The organism is Trinickia symbiotica (assembly GCF_002934455.1).
In the GTDB taxonomy this organism is placed as follows: domain Bacteria; phylum Pseudomonadota; class Gammaproteobacteria; order Burkholderiales; family Burkholderiaceae; genus Trinickia; species Trinickia symbiotica.
Genome location: NZ_PTIR01000025.1, coordinates 69,248 through 88,711 on the forward strand (window position 1 = coordinate 69,248; position 19,464 = coordinate 88,711).

General features: G+C 62.0%; 16 protein-coding genes and 1 pseudogene. 5 read left to right on the top strand and 12 right to left on the bottom strand.

Annotated features, from left to right (window positions below; genetic code table 11):
• Nucleotides 1–2: 2 nt before the first annotated feature.
• The 6 genes from B0G57_RS26825 to B0G57_RS26850 form a co-directional block, all read right to left on the bottom strand.
• Complete coding sequence (locus B0G57_RS26825) at nucleotides 3–806, bottom strand: conjugal transfer protein TrbJ (RefSeq protein WP_223258731.1); 804 nt, start codon at nucleotides 804–806, stop codon at nucleotides 3–5.
• The gene (locus tag B0G57_RS26830; protein WP_018441806.1) at nucleotides 799–3,477 is read right to left on the bottom strand and encodes a VirB4 family type IV secretion system protein; all 2,679 of its coding nucleotides are present in this window, start codon (nucleotides 3,475–3,477) and stop codon (nucleotides 799–801) included. The genes B0G57_RS26825 and B0G57_RS26830 overlap by 8 nt, the downstream gene beginning before the upstream one ends.
• The gene (locus B0G57_RS26835) at nucleotides 3,471–3,749 is read right to left on the bottom strand and encodes a VirB3 family type IV secretion system protein (RefSeq protein ID WP_020566318.1); all 279 of its coding nucleotides are present in this window, start codon (nucleotides 3,747–3,749) and stop codon (nucleotides 3,471–3,473) included. Before B0G57_RS26835 ends, B0G57_RS26830 begins: the two co-directional genes overlap by 7 nt.
• 107 nt (nucleotides 3,750–3,856) lie before the next feature.
• A complete protein-coding gene (locus B0G57_RS26840; RefSeq protein WP_018441804.1) occupies nucleotides 3,857–4,279 on the bottom strand; it encodes a hypothetical protein in 423 nt (140 codons plus the stop codon).
• The gene (locus tag B0G57_RS26845; protein WP_018441803.1) at nucleotides 4,272–5,321 is read right to left on the bottom strand and encodes a CpaF family protein; all 1,050 of its coding nucleotides are present in this window, start codon (nucleotides 5,319–5,321) and stop codon (nucleotides 4,272–4,274) included. Before B0G57_RS26845 ends, B0G57_RS26840 begins: the two co-directional genes overlap by 8 nt.
• Nucleotides 5,318–5,854, bottom strand: a complete 537-nt coding sequence (locus B0G57_RS26850) for a lytic transglycosylase domain-containing protein (protein WP_020566316.1) — start codon at nucleotides 5,852–5,854, stop codon at nucleotides 5,318–5,320. Before B0G57_RS26850 ends, B0G57_RS26845 begins: the two co-directional genes overlap by 4 nt.
• Before the next feature lie 655 nt (nucleotides 5,855–6,509).
• Between B0G57_RS26850 and mobH the strand changes: the two genes are divergently transcribed.
• Genes mobH through B0G57_RS26870 form a run of 4 tightly spaced genes read left to right on the top strand, consistent with a single transcriptional unit; the run spans nucleotide 6,510 to nucleotide 12,041 of the window.
• Complete coding sequence (gene mobH, locus B0G57_RS26855) at nucleotides 6,510–8,666, top strand: MobH family relaxase (RefSeq protein WP_026229875.1); 2,157 nt, start codon at nucleotides 6,510–6,512, stop codon at nucleotides 8,664–8,666.
• A gap of 24 nt (nucleotides 8,667–8,690) precedes the next feature.
• Nucleotides 8,691–10,832, top strand: coding sequence for a type IV conjugative transfer system coupling protein TraD (gene traD, locus B0G57_RS26860; RefSeq protein ID WP_018441800.1), 2,142 nt, complete (start codon nucleotides 8,691–8,693; stop codon nucleotides 10,830–10,832).
• 4 nt (nucleotides 10,833–10,836) lie between these two features.
• Complete coding sequence (locus B0G57_RS26865; protein ID WP_018441799.1) at nucleotides 10,837–11,541, top strand: DUF4400 domain-containing protein; 705 nt, start codon at nucleotides 10,837–10,839, stop codon at nucleotides 11,539–11,541.
• Between the two features lie 53 nt (nucleotides 11,542–11,594).
• On the top strand, nucleotides 11,595–12,041 hold the full coding sequence (locus B0G57_RS26870; protein ID WP_018441798.1) for an SET domain-containing protein: 447 nt from the start codon (nucleotides 11,595–11,597) through the stop codon (nucleotides 12,039–12,041).
• 18 nt (nucleotides 12,042–12,059) lie between these two features.
• Here the strand turns inward: B0G57_RS26870 and B0G57_RS26875 are convergent, their stop codons facing one another.
• The 5 genes from B0G57_RS26875 to B0G57_RS26890 all read right to left on the bottom strand — a co-directional run bounded on the left by B0G57_RS26875 (nucleotide 12,060) and on the right by B0G57_RS26890 (nucleotide 14,720).
• Nucleotides 12,060–12,272, bottom strand: coding sequence for a helix-turn-helix transcriptional regulator (locus B0G57_RS26875; protein WP_018441797.1), 213 nt, complete (start codon nucleotides 12,270–12,272; stop codon nucleotides 12,060–12,062).
• Nucleotides 12,273–12,543: 271 nt separating this feature from the next.
• Nucleotides 12,544–12,723: a hypothetical protein gene (locus B0G57_RS26880; protein WP_020566314.1), complete on the bottom strand. Its 180-nt coding sequence runs from the start codon at nucleotides 12,721–12,723 to the stop codon at nucleotides 12,544–12,546.
• The gene (locus B0G57_RS32440; RefSeq protein WP_020566313.1) at nucleotides 12,720–12,866 is read right to left on the bottom strand and encodes a DUF3800 domain-containing protein; all 147 of its coding nucleotides are present in this window, start codon (nucleotides 12,864–12,866) and stop codon (nucleotides 12,720–12,722) included. Before B0G57_RS32440 ends, B0G57_RS26880 begins: the two co-directional genes overlap by 4 nt.
• Nucleotides 12,863–13,663 (bottom strand): hypothetical protein, encoded by an 801-nt coding sequence (locus B0G57_RS26885; protein ID WP_146013394.1) that lies wholly within the window; start codon nucleotides 13,661–13,663, stop codon nucleotides 12,863–12,865. Before B0G57_RS26885 ends, B0G57_RS32440 begins: the two co-directional genes overlap by 4 nt.
• 358 nt (nucleotides 13,664–14,021) lie before the next feature.
• Complete coding sequence (locus tag B0G57_RS26890; RefSeq protein ID WP_223258733.1) at nucleotides 14,022–14,720, bottom strand: ImmA/IrrE family metallo-endopeptidase; 699 nt, start codon at nucleotides 14,718–14,720, stop codon at nucleotides 14,022–14,024.
• A 602-nt stretch (nucleotides 14,721–15,322) separates the two neighbouring features.
• Between B0G57_RS26890 and B0G57_RS26895 the strand changes: the two genes are divergently transcribed.
• The gene (locus tag B0G57_RS26895) at nucleotides 15,323–18,202 is read left to right on the top strand and encodes a TrlF family AAA-like ATPase (RefSeq protein WP_018441793.1); all 2,880 of its coding nucleotides are present in this window, start codon (nucleotides 15,323–15,325) and stop codon (nucleotides 18,200–18,202) included.
• Here B0G57_RS26895 and B0G57_RS26900 read toward each other — a convergent pair.
• Nucleotides 18,153–19,404 (bottom strand): annotated as a pseudogene (locus B0G57_RS26900) (IS5 family transposase); the annotation flags it as partial. The gene B0G57_RS26895 and the pseudogene B0G57_RS26900 overlap by 50 nt on opposite strands.
• Nucleotides 19,405–19,464 lie beyond the last annotated feature (60 nt).

A 19,464-nucleotide genomic window follows, 5' to 3' on the forward strand; every position in this document is an offset into this window, starting at 1 on the left:
CGCTACTGGTCCTGCAGCAGGTCGAAGTCGGGCGCACCCTGTGTCGTCTGCTGTTCCTGCTGGTTGATCTGGCCGAGCGCCGCGGCGCGCGCGGCGGCGAGCTTCGCCGCGTCACCCTGGGCCTGCGACTGCGCGACGTGGTCCTGCATCTGTTGCGCGACCTGCCGCTGCATGAGCGCATGCAGGTCGACCATCTCGCCAGCTAGCACGTTCGACTGCTGGTTCAGCATCTGCAAGCCCTGCACGGCGCCCGTGACGTTCGGAATCTGCGACTGGATCTGTTGCAGGTTCTGCGCGCGGTCGGCGAGCGTGTTCAGGTTCTGCATGTCCTGCGTCAGTTGCTGTTGGTAGATGCCGCCGCGCGTCGAGGCGAGCGACGTGTAAGCCGACAGCCACTGGGCAGGCGACATGCCCGTGGTATTCATCTCGTTGAGGCTGCGGCCGAACAGGCTGTTCGTGGCGCTCGCCGCCTGCTCAAGCTGCGTAATGGCCGTGGAGAGCGACTGGAAGTTCGTGATCTGGTTGCGATAGGGGGCGATGGTCTGATCGATTAGCGACGTCGGCACCTGCTTCAGGTTCTGGGCCATCGTGACGTACTGCTGAAGGCGGATGATCTGCGCCTGAACGTTTTGCTCGACCATCTGCGCCTGTTGGGCCACTGACGAAACGAGTTCGGCGTGGTTCAACAACTGCGTGATTTCGGTTGCGCCGCCTGTCATCCCGCCACCGGCGCGAACAGCGCTTGTGTGAAGGACCAGGGCGAGGGCAGCGGCCACGCTGGCTCGAAGACGCACGGGTTCACGCATGCTGGACCTCCAGTTTGACCAATGCCGCCGTGTCCATACTGGCCTGTGCCATGGCTTCGTCGATGTATCGATCTCTCCAGTCCGGACAACCGGAATGCAAATGCCGGTCAAACATGAGTTGCGCGCTCATCTCCGACCGGAGGATCGCGATCGACGCGGGATCGAGCGGCACCGAGATGCGACGCGATGCACCGCCCTGTTCGGTGATGAAGTAGTCGCGTTTCGCGATGAGTTGCTGAATCGTGCGGATTTGTCCCTCGGAAAGACCGAAATCGCGCTGATAGGCTGTTTTCGCGGACGGCGTGAAGTTCTCGACCGGCACGAATACCCGCACGAGCACGTTGTCCCGGATCTGTGGCCAGATCTTCGAGGTCGAGACCTGCTCGGGCGATTGCGCATCCATCCAGACGCAGCCGAGCTTCTTGCGCATCGTGACGATCCAGTTGCCGATCTGCGCGGCGAACGTATCGTCATCCAACAGGTTCCAGATCTCGGGTAGCATCACGAGCGTAGGGCCGATAACGCCCTTCGCACGCCGCTGTTCCATCGAATCCTGGATGCGATACGTCACATACGACAGGAACGGCCGCGCGATCACAGGGTTCGCGAGAATCCGGTCAGTCGCCAGCGACACCCATCGCGTGTCGTCGAAACTGTCGGTGAGGTTGTCGAAGTAATGCGCGTGTACGGCGGAGCCCACCCACAGGGCCAATTCGTCGGCAAGCGGCCCAGCAGGCAGCGACGCGTGGACCGTACGAAGCCGCCACAGACGCCGGTCGCTCCGGCTGCGTGTTGCGGCGAGCGCCTTCCCCAGTTCGCGGCGGTCGCCCGCGGTCACACGGTAGATGCCGCGCTGCTGCGCCAGCATCACGATCCATTCGGCGAGGAATTCCATGTGGCGCGGGTCCGCGAGTAACACGAACGGGTTCATTTGCGCCTGCTCGTCCGCGGAAGCGCCAGCCGCGTCATGATTGAACTGCAGGTAGCGCCCGCCCTGCAGGATCGTCGGGATGCGCATCGACAGGTCCTTGTCGAACCCGTATAAAAACGCATTCGGATACTTTCGGAACAACGTCGCGCACAGCAGCATGAAGATCGTCTTGCCGAATCCGGTGCGGCCACAGACCAGCATGTGCCCGACGTCGGCGAGGAAGGCGGTGAACCAGTAGGGCGTGCCGAACTCGGTCGGGAATGCGGCAAGCGCAGGGCAGAGCGTGCCGGTTTCTTTAGTCAGGTGTGCGTTGATCGGATGGCCGTCGGAAACACCGCGCAGCGGCAGCAGGCGGGCAAGCGCCGCAGTGTCGATGAACGACCAGCGCGCACATTCGCGCCACATGCCGGGGATGCTCGTCGCGAAGGCCGAGAACGCGTGAAGCGTTTCGCGCACGGGCGCAAAGTGCGCGGCTCGCAGCGCTTCCTCGACTGCACGGTGCGTGGCGACTACCTGCGTCCAGGCCGCTTCGGCGGCCGTCCCATCATCGAACGGTGTCGTCTCGAAAACGGGCGAGTACGAGAGGACCGACAGGTTGTAGTAGCCGTATGTCTCTTCGGCCATCTCAACCTTACCCACGCGCCGGTTGGCTTCGTCTGCGGCGGCGGAGCGCGACTGGTTCTGGCGCGCGCCCGATGTGTCGCCCCCGCGCAGCGTAGCGGCGAGCAGGGAACGCGTGTCGAGCCGGCGGCCTTCGTGATAGCGGCGGACGCTGTCGATGAAACGCATCGCGGCGGTGGGCGAGGTCACACGGAAGCAGTGGCTGACCGTGAGTTCCCCTGGCACCTTCAGCAGGCCGTCGAGGCTCGTGGGCAACACCGTATCGGGCCAGAAGTCGCGGCGGGCAGGAACACCCGCCGCGATCGCGAAGCGCTGGCGGCCATGCGAGTAGAAGTGCAGGTAGTCGTGACCTGGTCGGACCTCGGTATCGCACATCGCGAGGTCGAGCGCCGGGATGTCCGGTATGGGCACCGCCGATACGTGATCGCCCGGTGGGGAGCAGCACGCATGCATGAACGCGCCAAGTGCCGGACCGCTCAGGCGCCGGCAGGCCAAGCGCGGGTTGCTTGCGACGAAGCCGAACAGGATGTTCTCGAAGATCTCGACGACGGCGGCCAGCTCTGACACCGTATACGCGAACAGGTATTGGTCGGAGAACGTGCCTCGCACGGCCTGCATCAGTGACTGTGCGATCGACAGCCCGTCATGCGTCATGCCATGCGTGATCTTGCCGGCGAACCGGTCGATGCCGACGTCCGGGGCCAGCGTGAACGTCACGAAATGACGGTTCGTGTAGTTGGCGCCGCGCTCGAACGTCTCCCGCCGGGCATCGTCGACCCGTTGCGCCACCGGGTCGGGCATCGGCACGGTGAGATAGCGTGCGCTGCGGCGGCGGTGAATTGTCCACCACATTGTAACGGGCCGACGGGCGATGTCACGCAGTGAGGTGATCAGGTTCTCCATCAGTTCGAGCACATGGCCAGTCGACAACGCGTCGGCATCCGGTCCGGAGAACTCGTAGGTAGCCATCACGGACGAGTCCTTGTTGACGATGAGCGTGTCGCTAAAGCGAAAGAGCCACGGCACCATCTCGGCGGTGGAACGGCGATCGCCATCGGTGCGCTGCGCGACCTGTGCAAGCGACTCGGCGTCAAACGGCGAGAGGGTGGGCTTCAGCACGGCATCCCCCGGGCGAAGCCTTTCGGGCGAGCATTGACCTTCTGGTGCAGCAGCTGGCGCGGCTCGTAGTAGTCGCCCTGCCGGCTGTATTTTGAGTAACAGCGGATCTGGTCGGGATCGCGCCGCACTGCGAGCCACAATACGGGATGCGTGACCAGCACCGCGAGCAGTACCCAGCCGTTGCGCAGGCCAGCGGCGAACGTGATGACGATGGCACCCTGCGCGATGCACCATTTGCGGTCGATGCCGAGCAGCAGGAACTGTTCGAGCATGGTCTTTCGAACGCGCGCAGCGAGTGGGTCAACTGGATCCAACGGATCGACAGAGCCGGCGGATGCGTCACGTGCGTCGGGGCGATGCGTCTCCATGCCGGACCTCGCTAGAGGGTGCCCGTGCAGGCAGCGCCGTGGTTGAACACCTGCGCCCACAGCAGCGGCATGTTCAGGATCGCGAGCGTGCCGAGCACGCCGCGCAGCACATGCGTCTTGATGTTGCTGCGACCATCGTCGAGCAGCCATAGCACGATCGAGCCGACGAGCGCCGAGAGCGACACGACCTCGAGCAACTCGTTGTCGAGCACGTCCTGGTAGACGGTGCAGAGTCCGCCGTTCCAGATGCCCGCGTGCGCAATGGCCGGAATAAACGCGAGCCAGATGGCCGTGAACAACAGGCGCAGCGCATTGCGATGACGGGTGAGAACGGTTCGCCACGCGTCGCGCAGATCCATACAGCGGTTGCGAAGCGCGGTGACGAAGAGACGCACGGCGTGGAGCCACCGGCGCGGGCGATGTAATTCATGCATGGACCAGCTCCTCGGGGGATGCAAAGCGGGAAAAGAGGCACCGGGTCTGATAGCGGCCGTCCTTGGCACCGAGCACCTCGCGGATTTCGACGGGGCCGCGTATCGCGCCCTGGCGTTCTGCATGCACGAAGAACCGGAACGTGGAGGCGATTTTCTGGCGCAGGTCGTCAATCGAAACGAGCCGACCTTCGTCGCTCATGCGGATGAGCGACTCGAGCCGCGCCGGGGCGGTGTCGGACGAGTCCGCATGGAACGAGACGATCGAGCCGGGGTGTCCGGTGTTGAGTGCTTCCATCAGGTCGAAGGCTTCGGCGCCACGGACCTCGCCGACGATGATGCGGTCAGGGCGCACGCGCAGCGAAAAGCGCACAAGATCGCGAATGGTGATGCCAAGATTGGTCTCGAACGCGACGTAATTGGGCGCATGCACCTGCAGTTCGGCCGTGTCCTCGATCGTGATGACGCGGTCTTCCTGCGGTATCGCATCGATCATCGCGTTGAGCATTGTGGTCTTGCCGGATGAGGTTCCACCGGAGAATGCGACGTTGATCCGCTCGCGCATGACCCATTCAAAGAACTCTCGCAGCGCGGCGCCGCCCGATGCCAGACGGTCCAGCAGTGCGCTATTGCGGCGGCGCGCGGCGGGCGACTTCGTGCCTGGCAGGACGTCGAACGCCCCGCCGCGCTCGTAATCGGCAAGTCCAATGCGGCGGCGGGTGTGCTTGCGGATCGACATCATGTCACCGTGGACAGCCACAGGATGCCGGGCGGCGGCAATGCGCAGACCCGGCAGTCGGGCATCGAGCAGTGGCGTCTGCTCCTTGGCATTAACGTTTGCGAGAATCGTGATGGCGCGATCCAGTGCATCCGGGTCCAAGTCGCAGCCGGCGACATACTTCACTGTGACATTGCGCTCGACGAAGATCGCATCGGCGCGGTTGACCATGATCTCCTGCACGTCCGGATCGGCCAGCATTGGTTGCAGCGGGCCGAGGTAGTCGTTCAGTACCTCGATCGCGTATTCGTACGTGAGCCGGCTCATCGCCTAGCCTCCCATGTATCGCTCCACGTGATTGGCCGAAACAGCTTCGCGATTAGCCCCGGCTCCTGCACCGCGATCGGAGTGGCCGGCGCGGACGGCAGCGGCGGGGCCGTGTTGAGTGCGCGATAGACGCGGCGTGCGTAAGCAATGCGCTTCACGTGTGTGCCGGCGTTGTAGGCGCCGACGGCATCCCAGTTCAGGCCAAGATGGCGGATGTTCTGCGACAGAATCCACGCGCCGACGTAGGCGTTGGTACAGCGGTCACGGAGATCGGCGCGTGAGACGCCGAAGCGCGACAGCGTCGCGAGCCACCGGCTGTTGATCTGCATCAGGCCAATGTCAGCGGTGCCGTCCGCGTTGACGTGGATGACGTTTGCGCGCTGCCCGGATTCGACGGTGGCGATCGCACGCACGAGCCGCGCGTTCACGTGTTGAAAGTGCGCGGCGTCGTCGATGCAGTCGGCCCGGGCGGTAGTGACTGAGCCGCAGAGCACTGCACCAGCAAGAACTATCGCGACACGCTTCACTTTCACCTCGTCTGTTCGTGCGTGATCCGGTGACCACGACCTGGCCGCGCTAGCCATCAGAGAAAAAGGGCCTGCCGAACGCGGGGAGCACTCCGGCAGGCCAACAGCGCGCGTCGGCCCAGGGGGAAGGACCGACGGGTTCACTGTAGGCAGCGAAGACGCGCGACTGGGCCGGATTCCTGCCGCTATGCGCAGTTGGGTAAGCACGTTTTTTGTCGCCCGCGCATTGGCGAGCGCCGTGTGAGGCTGCCCGTCCAGCACAATCCAAAGACATTTGCAGAAGGTTGAAAAGGCAAGGGGAACAAAGGACGGCTCAAAGGGAAGGGCCCAATCCAAAGGCCACGGGTGAAGCTTGGGACGAGACGCTTCACCCGCTCAAAGGCTCAAATGGCGAAGGGCAAAAAAGGGCGTTCGCGCAACGGTCAGAAAAAGCGCTGCGGCCCATGCCGCGTAAGGCGTAGAAGGCCTAGAAAGGATGGCTCGGCTGACCGCGTGCCCACTCATGTCCCGGCCTGCGGCATGACTGCTTGCGGTCGCGCCATCCCGTTCAGTCATTCCGGTCCGGGCGCCAGTCGACTGCCTAACGTTGGGGAACGACGTGACGCGTGGGTGTGCGTCGCTCAGTACGAACACAATTCTCCAATCGCGACCGCGAGCTCATATGGCAAGTACCACGCTGACCTGGCTGGGGCTGACCCGGGCGTCGGCAAGCCCGCCCCGGATTAACTCGCACTCCGCGTCGTTCGCTGCTGCACCGATTCTTGAGCGATCACCGCCTTCCCCCCAGCATCTCCCAGTGCTGGGATTCAGCGAGCTTCTTGCGCGAACCGGCATGCAGGGCACGGTGCTCCGCATTGGCGGCAGTGTGGGCCTGTCAACGGAGAATGAGCGGCGCGACATCGAACCGCTGATTCGGCGACTAACGGAATTCGTGCAGTTGTTGCCCGCATCGGAATCCCACCACCATGCGCAGCCGGGCGGCCTGTTGATCCATCTGCTCGAGGTGGCGCGATATGCCCTGCATTTCCGCGAGGGATACCGTCTGCCGTTCGGCGCCCAACCCGAGGACCAGATGCGGCATGGTGCACGTTGCAGCTATGCGGTGCTGATCGCCGCGCTGTTGCACGACATTGGCAAGCCTTTGGCAGACCTGAAGATCGAGCTCGTCACCGGGACGGACGCTCAGCCATGGGTGCCGCTCGCCGGCAGCATGAACGAGCAGGGTGGTCAGTGGTACCGGGTCGATTTCCCGGAACCCGCGCAACGGGACTACAGCACGCACGCTCGCCTCGCCATCGTGCTGCTCCAGCGTCTGGTGCCTTCCGCTGCGCTGGCCTGGCTCGCGCAGTATCCGCCGGTGCTCGACGAACTCGCCAGATACCTGTCGGGCGACGCTGGGGCGAAGGAGGGGGCGCTCACGAAGATTGTCGGCGAGGCGGACCGGCGATCAGTTGCACAGAATCTGCTCACGGGCCCGCGCACACGGTTCGCAACAGCTCGTGCGGTCCCGCTGATCGAGCGGCTGATGGATGGGCTGCGTCGGCTACTCGCGGAAGGCGGAGTGCCGCTCAATCGTGCGGGCGCGACGGGCTACTGCGACGGCGAGTCCTTGTGGTGCGTGGCGAAAACACTGGCCGAAGCCGTGCGTACGTATCTGGCGTGCAATGAAAAGCAGCAGCCGGGTGCAGCCGGTATTCCGTCCGACAACAACCGGCTTTTTGATACCTGGCAGGAGTACGGGGCGCTCGTTCCGACACCGGAGGGTGGCGCGATCTGGACCATCGACGTTGTGGTCGGCACCTGGAAGCAGACCTTCACCGTCCTGCGCTTTCCGCTCGACCGGCTCTATGCGGACCCGGCCCGGTACCCGCGCGCATTGCCGGTCGGCGCGGTGCGGATCGTCGAGGTTGCCAAGGACGAAGAACCCGCGCCGGAAGGCACGGCATCATCCGCAACGAGCGGCGTCGACGAGATGCAATCGGATGTCGATGAAGAGCAACCGGATTCGCCGGGTACAGACGGGCCAGACCACCCTTTAAGCACTGACGCCGAGCGAGCGTTGGACGATGCGCCGGCGACGGAGCCAGAATTGTCGCCGGCCGCGCCGACGATGGCCGATCCCACCTGCGAGGCATGCGATGAAGCTGCGCCAGCTCCCGAGGCAGCCATACCTGTACCGGCTTCGGACGACCATACCGCCGATTTCCTGCCTGAAGCGGAAAGCGCCGCGGCATTGCAGGCCGAGGCAAACGGTGGCCGCGACGTTCCGTGCGCGGGCCATCCGGTGCCGGATCTTGTCACTTCGCCCGTGCGCCCGAAGCAGAAGTCGAAGGTGCCGGCGAAATCGCTGACATCGCGCCAGAGCCACCGGCAGCCTCGCCCGAACGCCGAGCGGTTCATGGCCTGGGTCCAGGAGGGGATTGCCACAGGCACCTTGCCGTACAACGAGTCGATGGCGCGCGTACATTTTGTGCCGGAGGGCATGCTGCTCGTCACGCCAGCCGTCTTCAAGGACTTCGCACAGGCGCATCCCGAGGCGATCGAGCAGACGCTCGCCGATGACGGTAAAGCGCCGGAACCGTGGAAACAGGTCCAGCGTGATTTCCAGAAGTCGGGCTATCCGGTGACTGCCGATTCAGGCGGCGCCAGCCGCTCGTATCTGATCCACTACAACATCAAGGGTGCCGGTGGACGGCAACTGTCGGTGATGCTGGTGCCGGAGCCAGAGCGATTCTTCAATCCGGTACCGCCGCCGAACGCGATGATCCAGTCGAAACAGAAGCCGCCGTCGGATGCGGTCGACCCGGCGCAGGTGTGAGCGTTCAGGGCGAGCGAGACGGCGATGGCACATCCGGTCGAGAACCGCTTTCGGAAACCTGTCGAACTGCTCTCGTCCGTTACCTCGCTCGTGGCAACGGGCGTGTTGTGGTCGCATCCCGCGCTTTTCCTGGTCACGCCCGCGACAGGAATCGTCACGACGCTGGCGCTGCTCGCGCTAGCGTTCACGCGCACACGTCAGGCATGGCAACTGATCCGCTTTCAGCGCAACCTGCGGCGCCTGCCTCAGTACGTGATTCCGGCAGCCGCGATTCCATGCTCCGACCGGGATGTGTTTCTTGGCCGGGGTTTCCGGTGGAGCGGCATTCACACGCAGCGCCTGTATCAGGCCCGCCTTCCTGAAAACCGGCGATTGCTTGCCCGCAACGACCTTTACGACCGTGCGCGGGATCATGAGCGGCGGCATCCTGACGAGCGACTCGCACGAATCACGCGCAAGCAGGCGTGGTGGAATCCGGTCTCCCCGCTGCCGCTTGTCGGGGGCGATCCTGCGCTGCACGGCGTGGAACCGGACGAGCGCGATGTCTGGTTCGACCTTGGCGAGCGTGTCGGGCATATGGCCGTGCTCGGCACGACGCGCGTTGGCAAGACCCGGCTGTGCGAGGTCCTGGTCGCGCAGGATATTCGGCGCGGTGACATCGTCATCGTGTTCGATCCGAAGGGCGACGTCGACCTCCTGCTACGCATGTACGCGGAGGCTAAGCGTTGCGGGCGGGATGGCGAGTTCACGTTCTTCCATCTGGGTTATCCCGATAAATCCGCACGTTACAGCCCGATCGGCACGTACTCGAGAATCACGGAGGTGGCGACGCGCATCGCGGGTAATCTGCCAAAGGAAGGACAGTCGGCCGCATTTCGTGATTTCGTGTGGCGGTTCGTTAATGTGATGGCGCGCGCGATGAGTGCGCTCGGCATTCGCCCGACCTACGAGATGATCTACCAGAACGCGGTGAACATCGACGGACTCGCGCTCCGGTACTTCCGCTTTTGGCTTGATCGCGATCACCCAGGCTGGGAGGACGAGCTTGAGCCCCTCGAGAAGGAGGAAGCCAAGCAGGCGATGCGCCTGCAGCGCAACCAGGAAGTGCTGCAGGTCGCGAACCTGATCCGTCAGCAGGGTTGGGCCGACCCGATCGCGAACGGACTGCTCTCGGTCATCAGCAACGAGCGTTCATATTTCGACAAGCTGATCTCGTCGCTATATCCGCTCCTGGAAAAGCTCACCACGGGGCGCATATCCGAGCTGCTGTCGCCCGACTACAGCAATCCAGATGACACGCGCCCGGTCTTCGACTGGAACCGCGTGATGGATCGGGGCGGGATTGTTTATGTTGGGCTTGACGCGCTCTCCGACTTTGAGGTCGCAGGCGTGGTCGGTAACGCGATGTTCGCGGATCTGACCTCGACCGCGGGGCGGATTTACAAATACGGGCACGGTTACGGCCAAAGGGCGGCCGGAGGAAAACGGCGCGTGTCGATCCACGCCGACGAGTTTAACGAACTGGTGGGCGACGAGTTCGTGCCGATGGTCAACAAGGCGGGCGGCGCGGGTTATCAGGTGACGGCCTACACACAGACGAGCGCGGATCTCGAAGCGAAGATCGGCTCGCGGGCCAAGGCCGAACAAATCTTCGGCAACTTCAATACGCTCGTGATGCTGCGCGTGAAGTACGTGACGACCGCGAGAATCCTGACCGACCAGTTGCCGATGGTCGACGTAAAGACATTGACGCTGGCTTCTTCGGCGACGGACGCAGTGCGGCGCGGCGAGGGCGTGCATTTTACGGCGCAGACGCACGACCAGATTACTGTGCGGCCAGTCCCAATGCTGCAGCCGTCCGACCTGACGCAGTTGCCCAAGGGGCAGGCGTTTGCGCTCATCGAGGGCGGACAACTGGTGAAGGTTCGGCTCCCATTGCTGGAGGAGAACGACCCCATCCTGCTGCCGGGGCTCGACGACGTGGTAGCCGACATGCGCACAAAGTACGCCACGTATGTGCAGGCAGTATTGCCATTCCAGGATGCAGGCGGCGTAGCGCCTGACGGCATCGGTGGCTCGGTAGGCAGCTTCATGCCATCTGGCTGGAATGTCCAGCGGTCAACCACCGAGCCATGGGCGGTCAAGGGCAGGGGTGCCGGATTCTGAGAGGATGGACGTGAGCGCAAGTCGTCGAGACAGCAACGCAGACGGCGTGAAGTCGTTTTTCTGGATCGTGGATCTGGCGATCCATGCGCTGCTCTGGCTGCTGCTCGCGTCGTTCCTGTCGGTGCTGGCCGATGTCGGGGCGGCGCACTTTATCTGGCGGGACGATCCGGTGGGCAGCATCGAGGCTCTGGTCCGCTATTACCTCGGTGAGACGACAGATCCGGAACTTGCGAGGCATGCCGCGGACCTCGCGTATCGGAGTTGGTTTGGTTGGACTGGCGTCGACGCCTCAGCGCGGGCTTGGCAGGCGGGTACGATGCCTACGCAGGGGCTCGGTTCAATGTTGCGACCGGCGTTCTCCGGATCGACGCGTGAAGCGCTCATCGTGGCAATGTATGGGATCAAGCTGTTCGGGATCCGCTTTGCGATGCTCATGATGACTATCCCGCAGTTCGTGCTTGCGATTGCGGTGGCATTTACCGATGGGCTGGTGGCGCGACACGTAAGGCGTGCGCAGGGCGGGCACGAGTCCGCAACGCGTTACCATCACGCAAAGCACCTGCTGAAGTTTGGCGTGATGCCATTGGGCGCGATCATCTGGCTCGTGGCGCCGGTACAGCTCCCAATCTACCTCCATTTCTGGCCGGTCTCGATGATGACCGTGATCGCGATATGGAACATGACCAAGTACTTCAAGAAATACACCTAGGCTTCAATTTTCCGCCCTATACTTCGAGGACGAAAAAGGAGGATAGGCAGGTCATGCAGCGACGTGTGGTGGTTCGGCGCTCGCCCGTGCATGGGCGCGGCGTGTTCGCCTTACGGGCACTGGAACCCGGCGAACAGTTGCTGGAGTACAAAGGCGAGATCGTCGCCTGGAGCGCAGCCATCACGCAGCACCGGAAGATCGGTGCGACTGGCCACACGTATTTCTTTGGCTTGTCGGACGGACGCGTGATTGACGGCGGGCGAGGGGGAAACAGCGCACGCTGGCTGAATCACTCATGCAATGCCAACTGCGAGGCAATCGAGATTGAGGACCGCGTGTTCATCCACGCCTCAAGCGCGATTGCGCCCGGAGAAGAGCTTTTTCTCGACTACAGGCTAGAGGTTGACGAAACGCCGGACGAAGCAACGAGACTTTGCTATGCCTGCCGCTGCGGTTCAGCGGATTGCCGAGGAACGATGCTGGCAGTTGAACCGTTGTGATGCCTATTGATGGGTAAATCAACGGCTCTGCGACAGGGCCGGCGTTGCTCGCTCGCTGGCGGTCGAGCGATTTGCGAGCCATGCTTCCAGTTCCGACTCGCGCCAGCCAGTTGCGCGTTCTCCGATACGGATGGGGCGCGGAAAATCGCCGCGACTGATCATCGCATAGATGGTCGCTCGGCAGAGTCCGATCTTTTTCACGACATCCTTCATGCGCATTACCTGGTCCATTTTGCACAACTCCGGGCTGCTCTCGCCACATCCGATTATCCATGGAGCCTGGCTGCCCGCAATGGGAACCGTAAGGTGACGGCGTGAGACGACAGACAACGCAATGAGATAACAGCAGACGTGCGGAGAAAGCGGGACACTCCGTCGTTACACTCGGTTACGTGTTTGTCGATGAATTGGCCGGCGTGCTCACAGGTAGCCGTTGCGCGAGCACGCGGCTCGTTTTTCCCCCAACTTTCCCGAAGCTAGGTCTCTTGGCGCTGCAAGACCATCAAAGCAAGTGGCGCATGGGAGGCAAGCCGTGCATGAAAACATCGTTTTTCCATTTGCTGTCCATTGCCGTCGAGCGATAAATGAACGCGTTGCTGGCGTCGTCCGAGAGATCGATCAACTGACGCAGCAGGCTGAAATTCTCGGCCTGCGTCTCATTCCACGAGGTCTTTCGTCTCATGAGCTCGCACAGCGAATGATCCTCCACAAAGTTCCCAGAAACCCAATAACCACGTCCGCGATTTGGATGCCTGGCTCGCTTTTGGAGCCGGCGAAGTGAAAGTTAACGTCTCTGTCGCCGTCTTTGAACGTGGTGTCGCTCAAACTTTTTCGATCTGAATTTCGCGATCGAAGACGTGGGTGGCGTTTTTGAAAAGCATGATGGGGCGCGTGTAGAAGGCGTGAAAGCCGTCGATCAGGACATCCTCTTCGTTGTCGGCCAGGCAAGTCAGCTCAGGCAAAGACGGCGATTTTTGGATCAAGGTTTTGAGCATGAGCGCGGGGAGATTGTCGTCATCAGGGCTGCGCGTATCGAGGAAAGCGTCAATGTCAACGATGAAGTCGGCTGTTCTGTCCGGCTGAATGTCCGGATAGCGATGCCGCTTCAGCAATGCCAAGAATGCAGGCTTGTCGAGATTGGCTAGTCGATATAGCTCGTTCTTCAAAGGTTGTTGGTATGGTTGGTAACTTCTAAATCCGTCCTCGGCTACGATCGCGTCGATGATGTCGACGATAGCCCAATAGATGATGTTCACGCTGCAATAATGGATCATGATGCCGTGCCCGGCGAGCCAAGATAGAACGGTTCGCAGTTTTTTTGAAGGCAGGACTTGTTCGAAATCTCCTCTCGCGATGTGGGCGAACTTGATCTCGGGCGCGCTAGCTTGCATGCGCAGCTCGGCACGCAAGGCGGCGATGTCGGGGAGGGCGCGTCCTTCTTCGAGCGCGATGCCGCCGAGGACGAAGTTCCTGTGCTCCGCGACATTGGTGCCATCGTCCGTTAAATAGAACCTGCGGATGTTGTTGGTCTCGTCGTAATAGAACGTGAACCTGACATCAACCCTCCGAAGCTGGAAAGCGCCGATCATGATTTCCCGCATTGCGTTCACGTCAATCTCCATGACGCGTATCTCCTGATTCGCTGCGGCACGCGCTGCCGCGATGAAATCTTGTGCGAGGTGGCGCGATCGAGCAGGCCGAACGCGCGCTCCCTCCATCAGTCCCGCAACTCGCGTGCGGTCAACGAGCGTCGCCGCTGCTCGGCACTCCCGAAAGACGGGGGGGCGTGCGGGTTTGCGGTGCTGCGGGACCTTGAAGTGGTCGCATTGGATACTCCGCGTCTCGGCCTGCGAAGAATCATTCAGGCGCTCCGCCGACGGGCGCGTCCATGACGCTGATCGGGCACTCCTGCAAGGCGCCAAGCAGCGCAGTCGCCACCCTCTTGCGGAGTTTCGAGACGCCTGGCGGCTGCGCTTTTTCCTAGTAAGCCACCAGCCCGAGCTCTTTCAGGCGGATGCCCATCGCCATCGGCGACATGCCGAAGAAAGTGGCGAGGGACTTGAACTTCCTGCTGTTGAATTTCGTCGCAACTCCGACTGCGATGGGAAATGCCAGGGAGCCTGGTGCGGAGGCCATGAGATCGGCGACGCCCTTGTGGCCGGCAACGTGAAAAGCTGTATCTTCGTTCAACGGAAGCGGAATGTTGCCGAAACGCTCCCGGAAGTAGTGTTCGACCGTCGGACCTGGCGCCAACCACACGGCGGCGAAGTAGTCGGCTTCTTCTTCGACGACAGAGCGCGGGCCAGCACGATCGCCGTTGAGAGGACGGTCGCGATGCTGCCTCATGCCGGGCAACGATTCATGGAGGACAAGATGTCCGAGCTCGTGGGCCGCCGTGAACCGCTGCGTTTCGAACGTCATGATGCTCGAAATCATGACGATGTTTTGCACCGTATCGATCATGCCGGCCGTTTGGAACTGTCTGCCCTCGTGCGCGCCCGGCATGGATTCGCGGATTTCATAAGAATAGCCATACTTCTCGATCGCCACGTCGGGGGAAAAAAGTTGCGGATATGGCGGTAGGCCAGAGGGAAAGCGAAATTTCGCGCCTTGAATGATTTCGCGGTGCATGCCGCGCACGATTTTTTCGATTTCCGCGCGCCTTTTGGCAGAGAGCATGGGGTCCTTCCACGGGCGGGGACGTTATGCATCAGGAGGATATCACTACAACTAAACTTGGTGTTAAAAATCGTTTTTACGCTAGATGTTGTGGTTCAGTGGAAATGGGATGGTCATGCCAGAGGCGCCCAAATTGGCCGAATCGCTGCGTAGGACGATGGTGGCGCGACTATTCGGCAAAGTATGGACTTGGCTCCGGCGTGCTCGCGAGCGCAATGACGCCCAGGTGCGACGGTGCACACGGAGAAGGTGCGACCCGCTGCCGAGCGCCATGTCTTGTCTGGCGAGCGAAGGAGGCGGCGAGAGGCTCGCGCCCGTCGTCCGGCCGGGCGCCGTGCTTATGCCGTTTGCACCGGCTGCGGTGGGCCGTCGCGCAAAAGCAAGGCCGCCGTCATGACTCTGCCCAAAAAACACTCACGGTGCCGTCTCTCCCGTGGCTGACATTGCCGCGAGCCGCATAGCGCGCCGCCGCACTGCCACATCTTTTGTTTCTGATCTCCCCGCCGCAGGAATCAGAAGATATAGTTTTAGCGTCCCGAGTCGCGGCGCACGTGCCGCGGCCATGTGAGAGCGCGACAAGAAGCCAATAGCGCGGAGACCGTATGGAAAATGAAAAGAAAGGCTCGACGTGGAAGAAGTGGGATCTGCACGTCCACACGCCAGCGTCGATTGTTCACCATTACCCCGGGGAAGAGGACGCTGCATGGGAGGCTTTCATCTCCGATCTTGAAGCGCTGCCATCCGCGTTCAAAGTCATCGGCATCAACGACTATGTGTTCGTCGACGGCTACGAGCGCGTCTTGCGGGCCAAGCGGGACAAGGGCAGGCTCAAAAACCTTGACCTGATTCTGCCGGTCGTCGAGCTGAGGCTGGACAAGTTCGGTGGCGTTGTCCAAAAGTCAAAAGACGGATACTCGGAGTCGAATTGGAGCCGCATAAACCTGCACGTCATTTTTGACGAGGTCGAGCCGGCGCTGATCCGGGATCAGTTTATAAGCGCGATCACGCCGCATTACAAGTTGATGCCGGAGGCTCGTGATCATGCGTCGCGATGGGCCGGCGTGATCACGCGCGAGAGTCTCCGCGCGCTCGGTGAAGCCATCATCGCGTCAGTGCCCGACGACCAACGAGGTCGCTTCGGCGACGCGCTGACCGAGGGCTTCAATGCACTAAATGTCAGCTTGGAAAAAGTAAAGGGCGCGCTCGACACTCCGTTTTTTGAACGACGGCATCTGCTCGCCATCGGAAAGACCGAATGGGACAGTTTGCGTTGGGGCGACCACACGATCGCTGACAAGAAGAGCGTCATCAATGAGGCGAACCTAGTTTTCACGGCGGCGGAAAGTCCGGCGGCCTACGAGAGGGCTCGCAAGAGTCTGACAGACGCGAAGGTCACCGACACGCTTCTGGACTGCTCGGATGCTCATTGGCTGAGCGGGGAGAAGGACAAGGACCGCGTTGGCAACTGCTTCACGTGGATCAAGGCTGATGCTACGTTCGCCGGCCTTGTCCAAGCGATACGCGAGTTTTCGAACCGCGTCTATGTCGGGGACAATCCGTCAAAGCGGCAGTTGGTTGAGCGGAACAAGACGAAATACGTTTCATCCATTCGCGTAAAAAAGAAGCCCGGCTCGTCGCTCAAGGCCCCGTGGTTCGATGTCGACATGCCGCTCAATAGCGACTTGGTGGCGATCATCGGCAACAAGGGGAGCGGAAAAAGCGCACTGTCCGACATCATCGCGTTGGCGGGTGATACGAAGAACCAGAGCGGGTTTTCTTTCTTGAATGACCAGCGCTTTCGAAGCCCGAAGGGTCGGCTCGCGCAACAGTTCGCGGCGTCGATTGTCTGGCGAGACGGCACGGAATCGACGAGACAGCTTGACGAAAACCCTTCGCCGACCAGCGTCGAGAGGATCAAGTATTTGCCGCAACTGTATCTCGAAACGCTGTGCAATGAGCTTGGCGAGGGCGGCTCCTCAACGTTCGACAGCGAGCTGCGGAAGATCATTTTCTCCCACGTTCCCGAGGAGGACCGACTCGGCCAGGCTTCGATGGACGCATTGATCGACTTCAGGGTGGCAGAAATCAGTGCCGCGAGGCAGGCCATCATCAAGGAGATCTCGAGGATCAACGCCGACATTTTGGTGTCCGAGGAACGAATGACAGTCGAGTTCCGGGTCGGGCTGGAAAAGCAACTCGAGAGGAAGCGTTCCGAACTGGCGGCGCTTGAAGCCGCCAAACCGCTCGAAGTAGAAGACCCGGGCGCTTCCCCGGAGGCGCAACGTGAGTCGCAACAAGCGGCAGATTTCATCGAGCAGCTCGAAGGGCAGGCGGCCGCCCTCGACAAGGAGGAGGCGATTCTTCGCGATCGCAAGGGGGCGGCTGCCAAGCGGCAGGCGTTGGCGAAGCGAATCTCGCAGGCGGTCGATAACCGTAAGAAGGCTCATGAGCAATTCCTGCAAGAGCTCGCTTCTTTGCTGGCCGACTTGGGCGGGGAAATTCGCCCCGACCAAGTGGTTTCGTTGCAAATCAACTTGGCTCCGGTCAATGAAGTGGCCGAGGCGGCGGCCACTGAAATCCTCGGCGTTGACGGTCTCCTTCTGAGCGAAGAGGAGGGCGGCCTTATCAAGCGACGAGACGCCGTCCAGGCTTCCATCGCGGCAGCGAAGACGAAACTCGGCGAGAGGCAGCGTTTGTTCATTCAATACAAGGAAGCACTCGCTGCATGGGAGAAAGCTAAGAGCGAACTGACCGGCGGCAAGGACAAGGCCAATAGCATTGGCTGGCTGGAAGCGGAGATCGAGGGGCTCGCGGTGCTGCCGAAACGGCTTGCGGAGTTGCGCGCTAGCCGGGCAGATCGGACCAAGCAGGTTCATGCGCAGATCGTGGAGACAGTTGACGAATATCGTCGGCTCTATGAGCCGGTTCAGTCCTTTGTGCAATCTGCACAGCAGATGGAGATGCCTCTCCCTCTCGACTTCCAGGTTCAGATCGACGAGTCGGGCTTCCATGAGCACTTTTTTACTCGCATCAATCGCCAGGCGCGCGGCTCGTTCTATGGGGTCGAGGACAGCGACCATCGAATGAGGGAGCTTCTGAACGAGACAAGCTTCTCGACGGCGGATGAGACGATCGCCTTTGCGGAAAAGATTGATGATTTACTCCGACACGATCGCAGAGACGAAGCAGGTCGGCCGACGAGGCTGGCAGACCAAGTTCGGCGCAGCGTCGAGCCGAGAGAGGTGCTCGACTACGTTTACGGCCTCGCCTACTTGTCGCCGCGATATTCGCTGACATACGCGCAGCAGGAAATCGGGCAATTGTCGCCGGGCGAGCGTGGTCTCTTGCTGCTCGTCTTTTACCTAGTCGGCCCTGAACAATTCGTTTTCCCCGCTGCACGGCCTCATGCCATCGCCATAGCAAGCCGCAGCGGCTCAACAGGGCAACAAGAACAAGGGCGTAAAGAAGCCGCAGCTTCCTGAGGATCATGCGCAGGTTATGGCCGGCGCCGCACAGCACTGCGTGCATCGCATCACCCAGGGCGCCCTTGAGCCAATTCCGGTCGAGCTTGCCATCTGCCTTCATATGGCCGATGGCCGGTTCGATCGCGCTGCGCCTGCGGATCATCGCGCGCAGGCCGCGCGTGATGCCGCGCCGCAAGCCGGGGTGGTAGATCTTCACGCCCTCGACCTCCACGCCCCGATAGCCGCGATCAACAACCGCGATCTGTGGTCTCGTGCCGCTCAGAATCTCCGCCTGCTCCAGAGCCTCGGCCAGCGTATGCCCGTCGTACGGATTGCCCGGCATCGAGCGTGCACCCAGCACCAGCCCCTCCTTGTGCGTGGTCGTGATCGACACCTTCACGCCGAACTCGTACGGCTTGCGCGCTTTGCCCTTGGCCAAGCACTCGACCTCCGGCGCGTGCAGCGCGTAGAGCTTCTGTTTGTCCTTGGGCTTCTGCGACACAATCCGCTTGGCGCGGCCAATCAATTCTTCCAGCGCCGCGCGGCTTTGCGCCGCCACCGAGCCGAGCTGCCGGTCGACGTCGCGCATCACGCGCCCCACCCGCGAGCGCAAGGTGCGCAGCGCGCGCCGCATGCGCTTGTACTGCTTGGCGTGCGCGTAGCGGCCGATCTGGCCGGCCAGGCGCGGCGCTTCGCGGTTGTAGTTCTGCCGCAGCTTCAAGCCGTGCTCTGCTGCTGCCTTCACCAGATGCTCTCGACAACGCTCCAGCAGACGCGAGTCGGTTGGATGCGCAATCGCCTTCTCCATCACTGTCGTGTCGACGATCACGCGCTTGATGCTGGAGGGCTTGATCACGCCTGCGCGCTTGGCTGCCTCGATTGTCTCGGCCAGCAGTTCTTCCACGCCGGCTTCGCCCAAGCGACGGCGCCAGCGCGTCAGGCTCGACGGGTCGATCGGCGGCTCGTTCTGCAGATACGTCTCGCCCGTGAACACCTGCCAGTACGGGTTCTCAACCCATTGCCAGACGACTTCCTCGTCGGACAGGTCGAAGGCGTGCTGCAAGTACAGCAGCCCTGCGATCAGACGCGGCGAGGTGGCCGGGCGGCCACGCTTGGACACGAAGCTCTCGCTCATCACAGCGCTCAGCCGGTCCCAGTCGATCAGGTCGGCCAAACGCACCAGCGTGTCTGGCGTCAACTACAACCGCCGCCGACGACAACTAAAATTGCCGCCCTATGCTGCTACCGGGGCTGACGCCGTCGGCTTCGCGCCGGCAGCT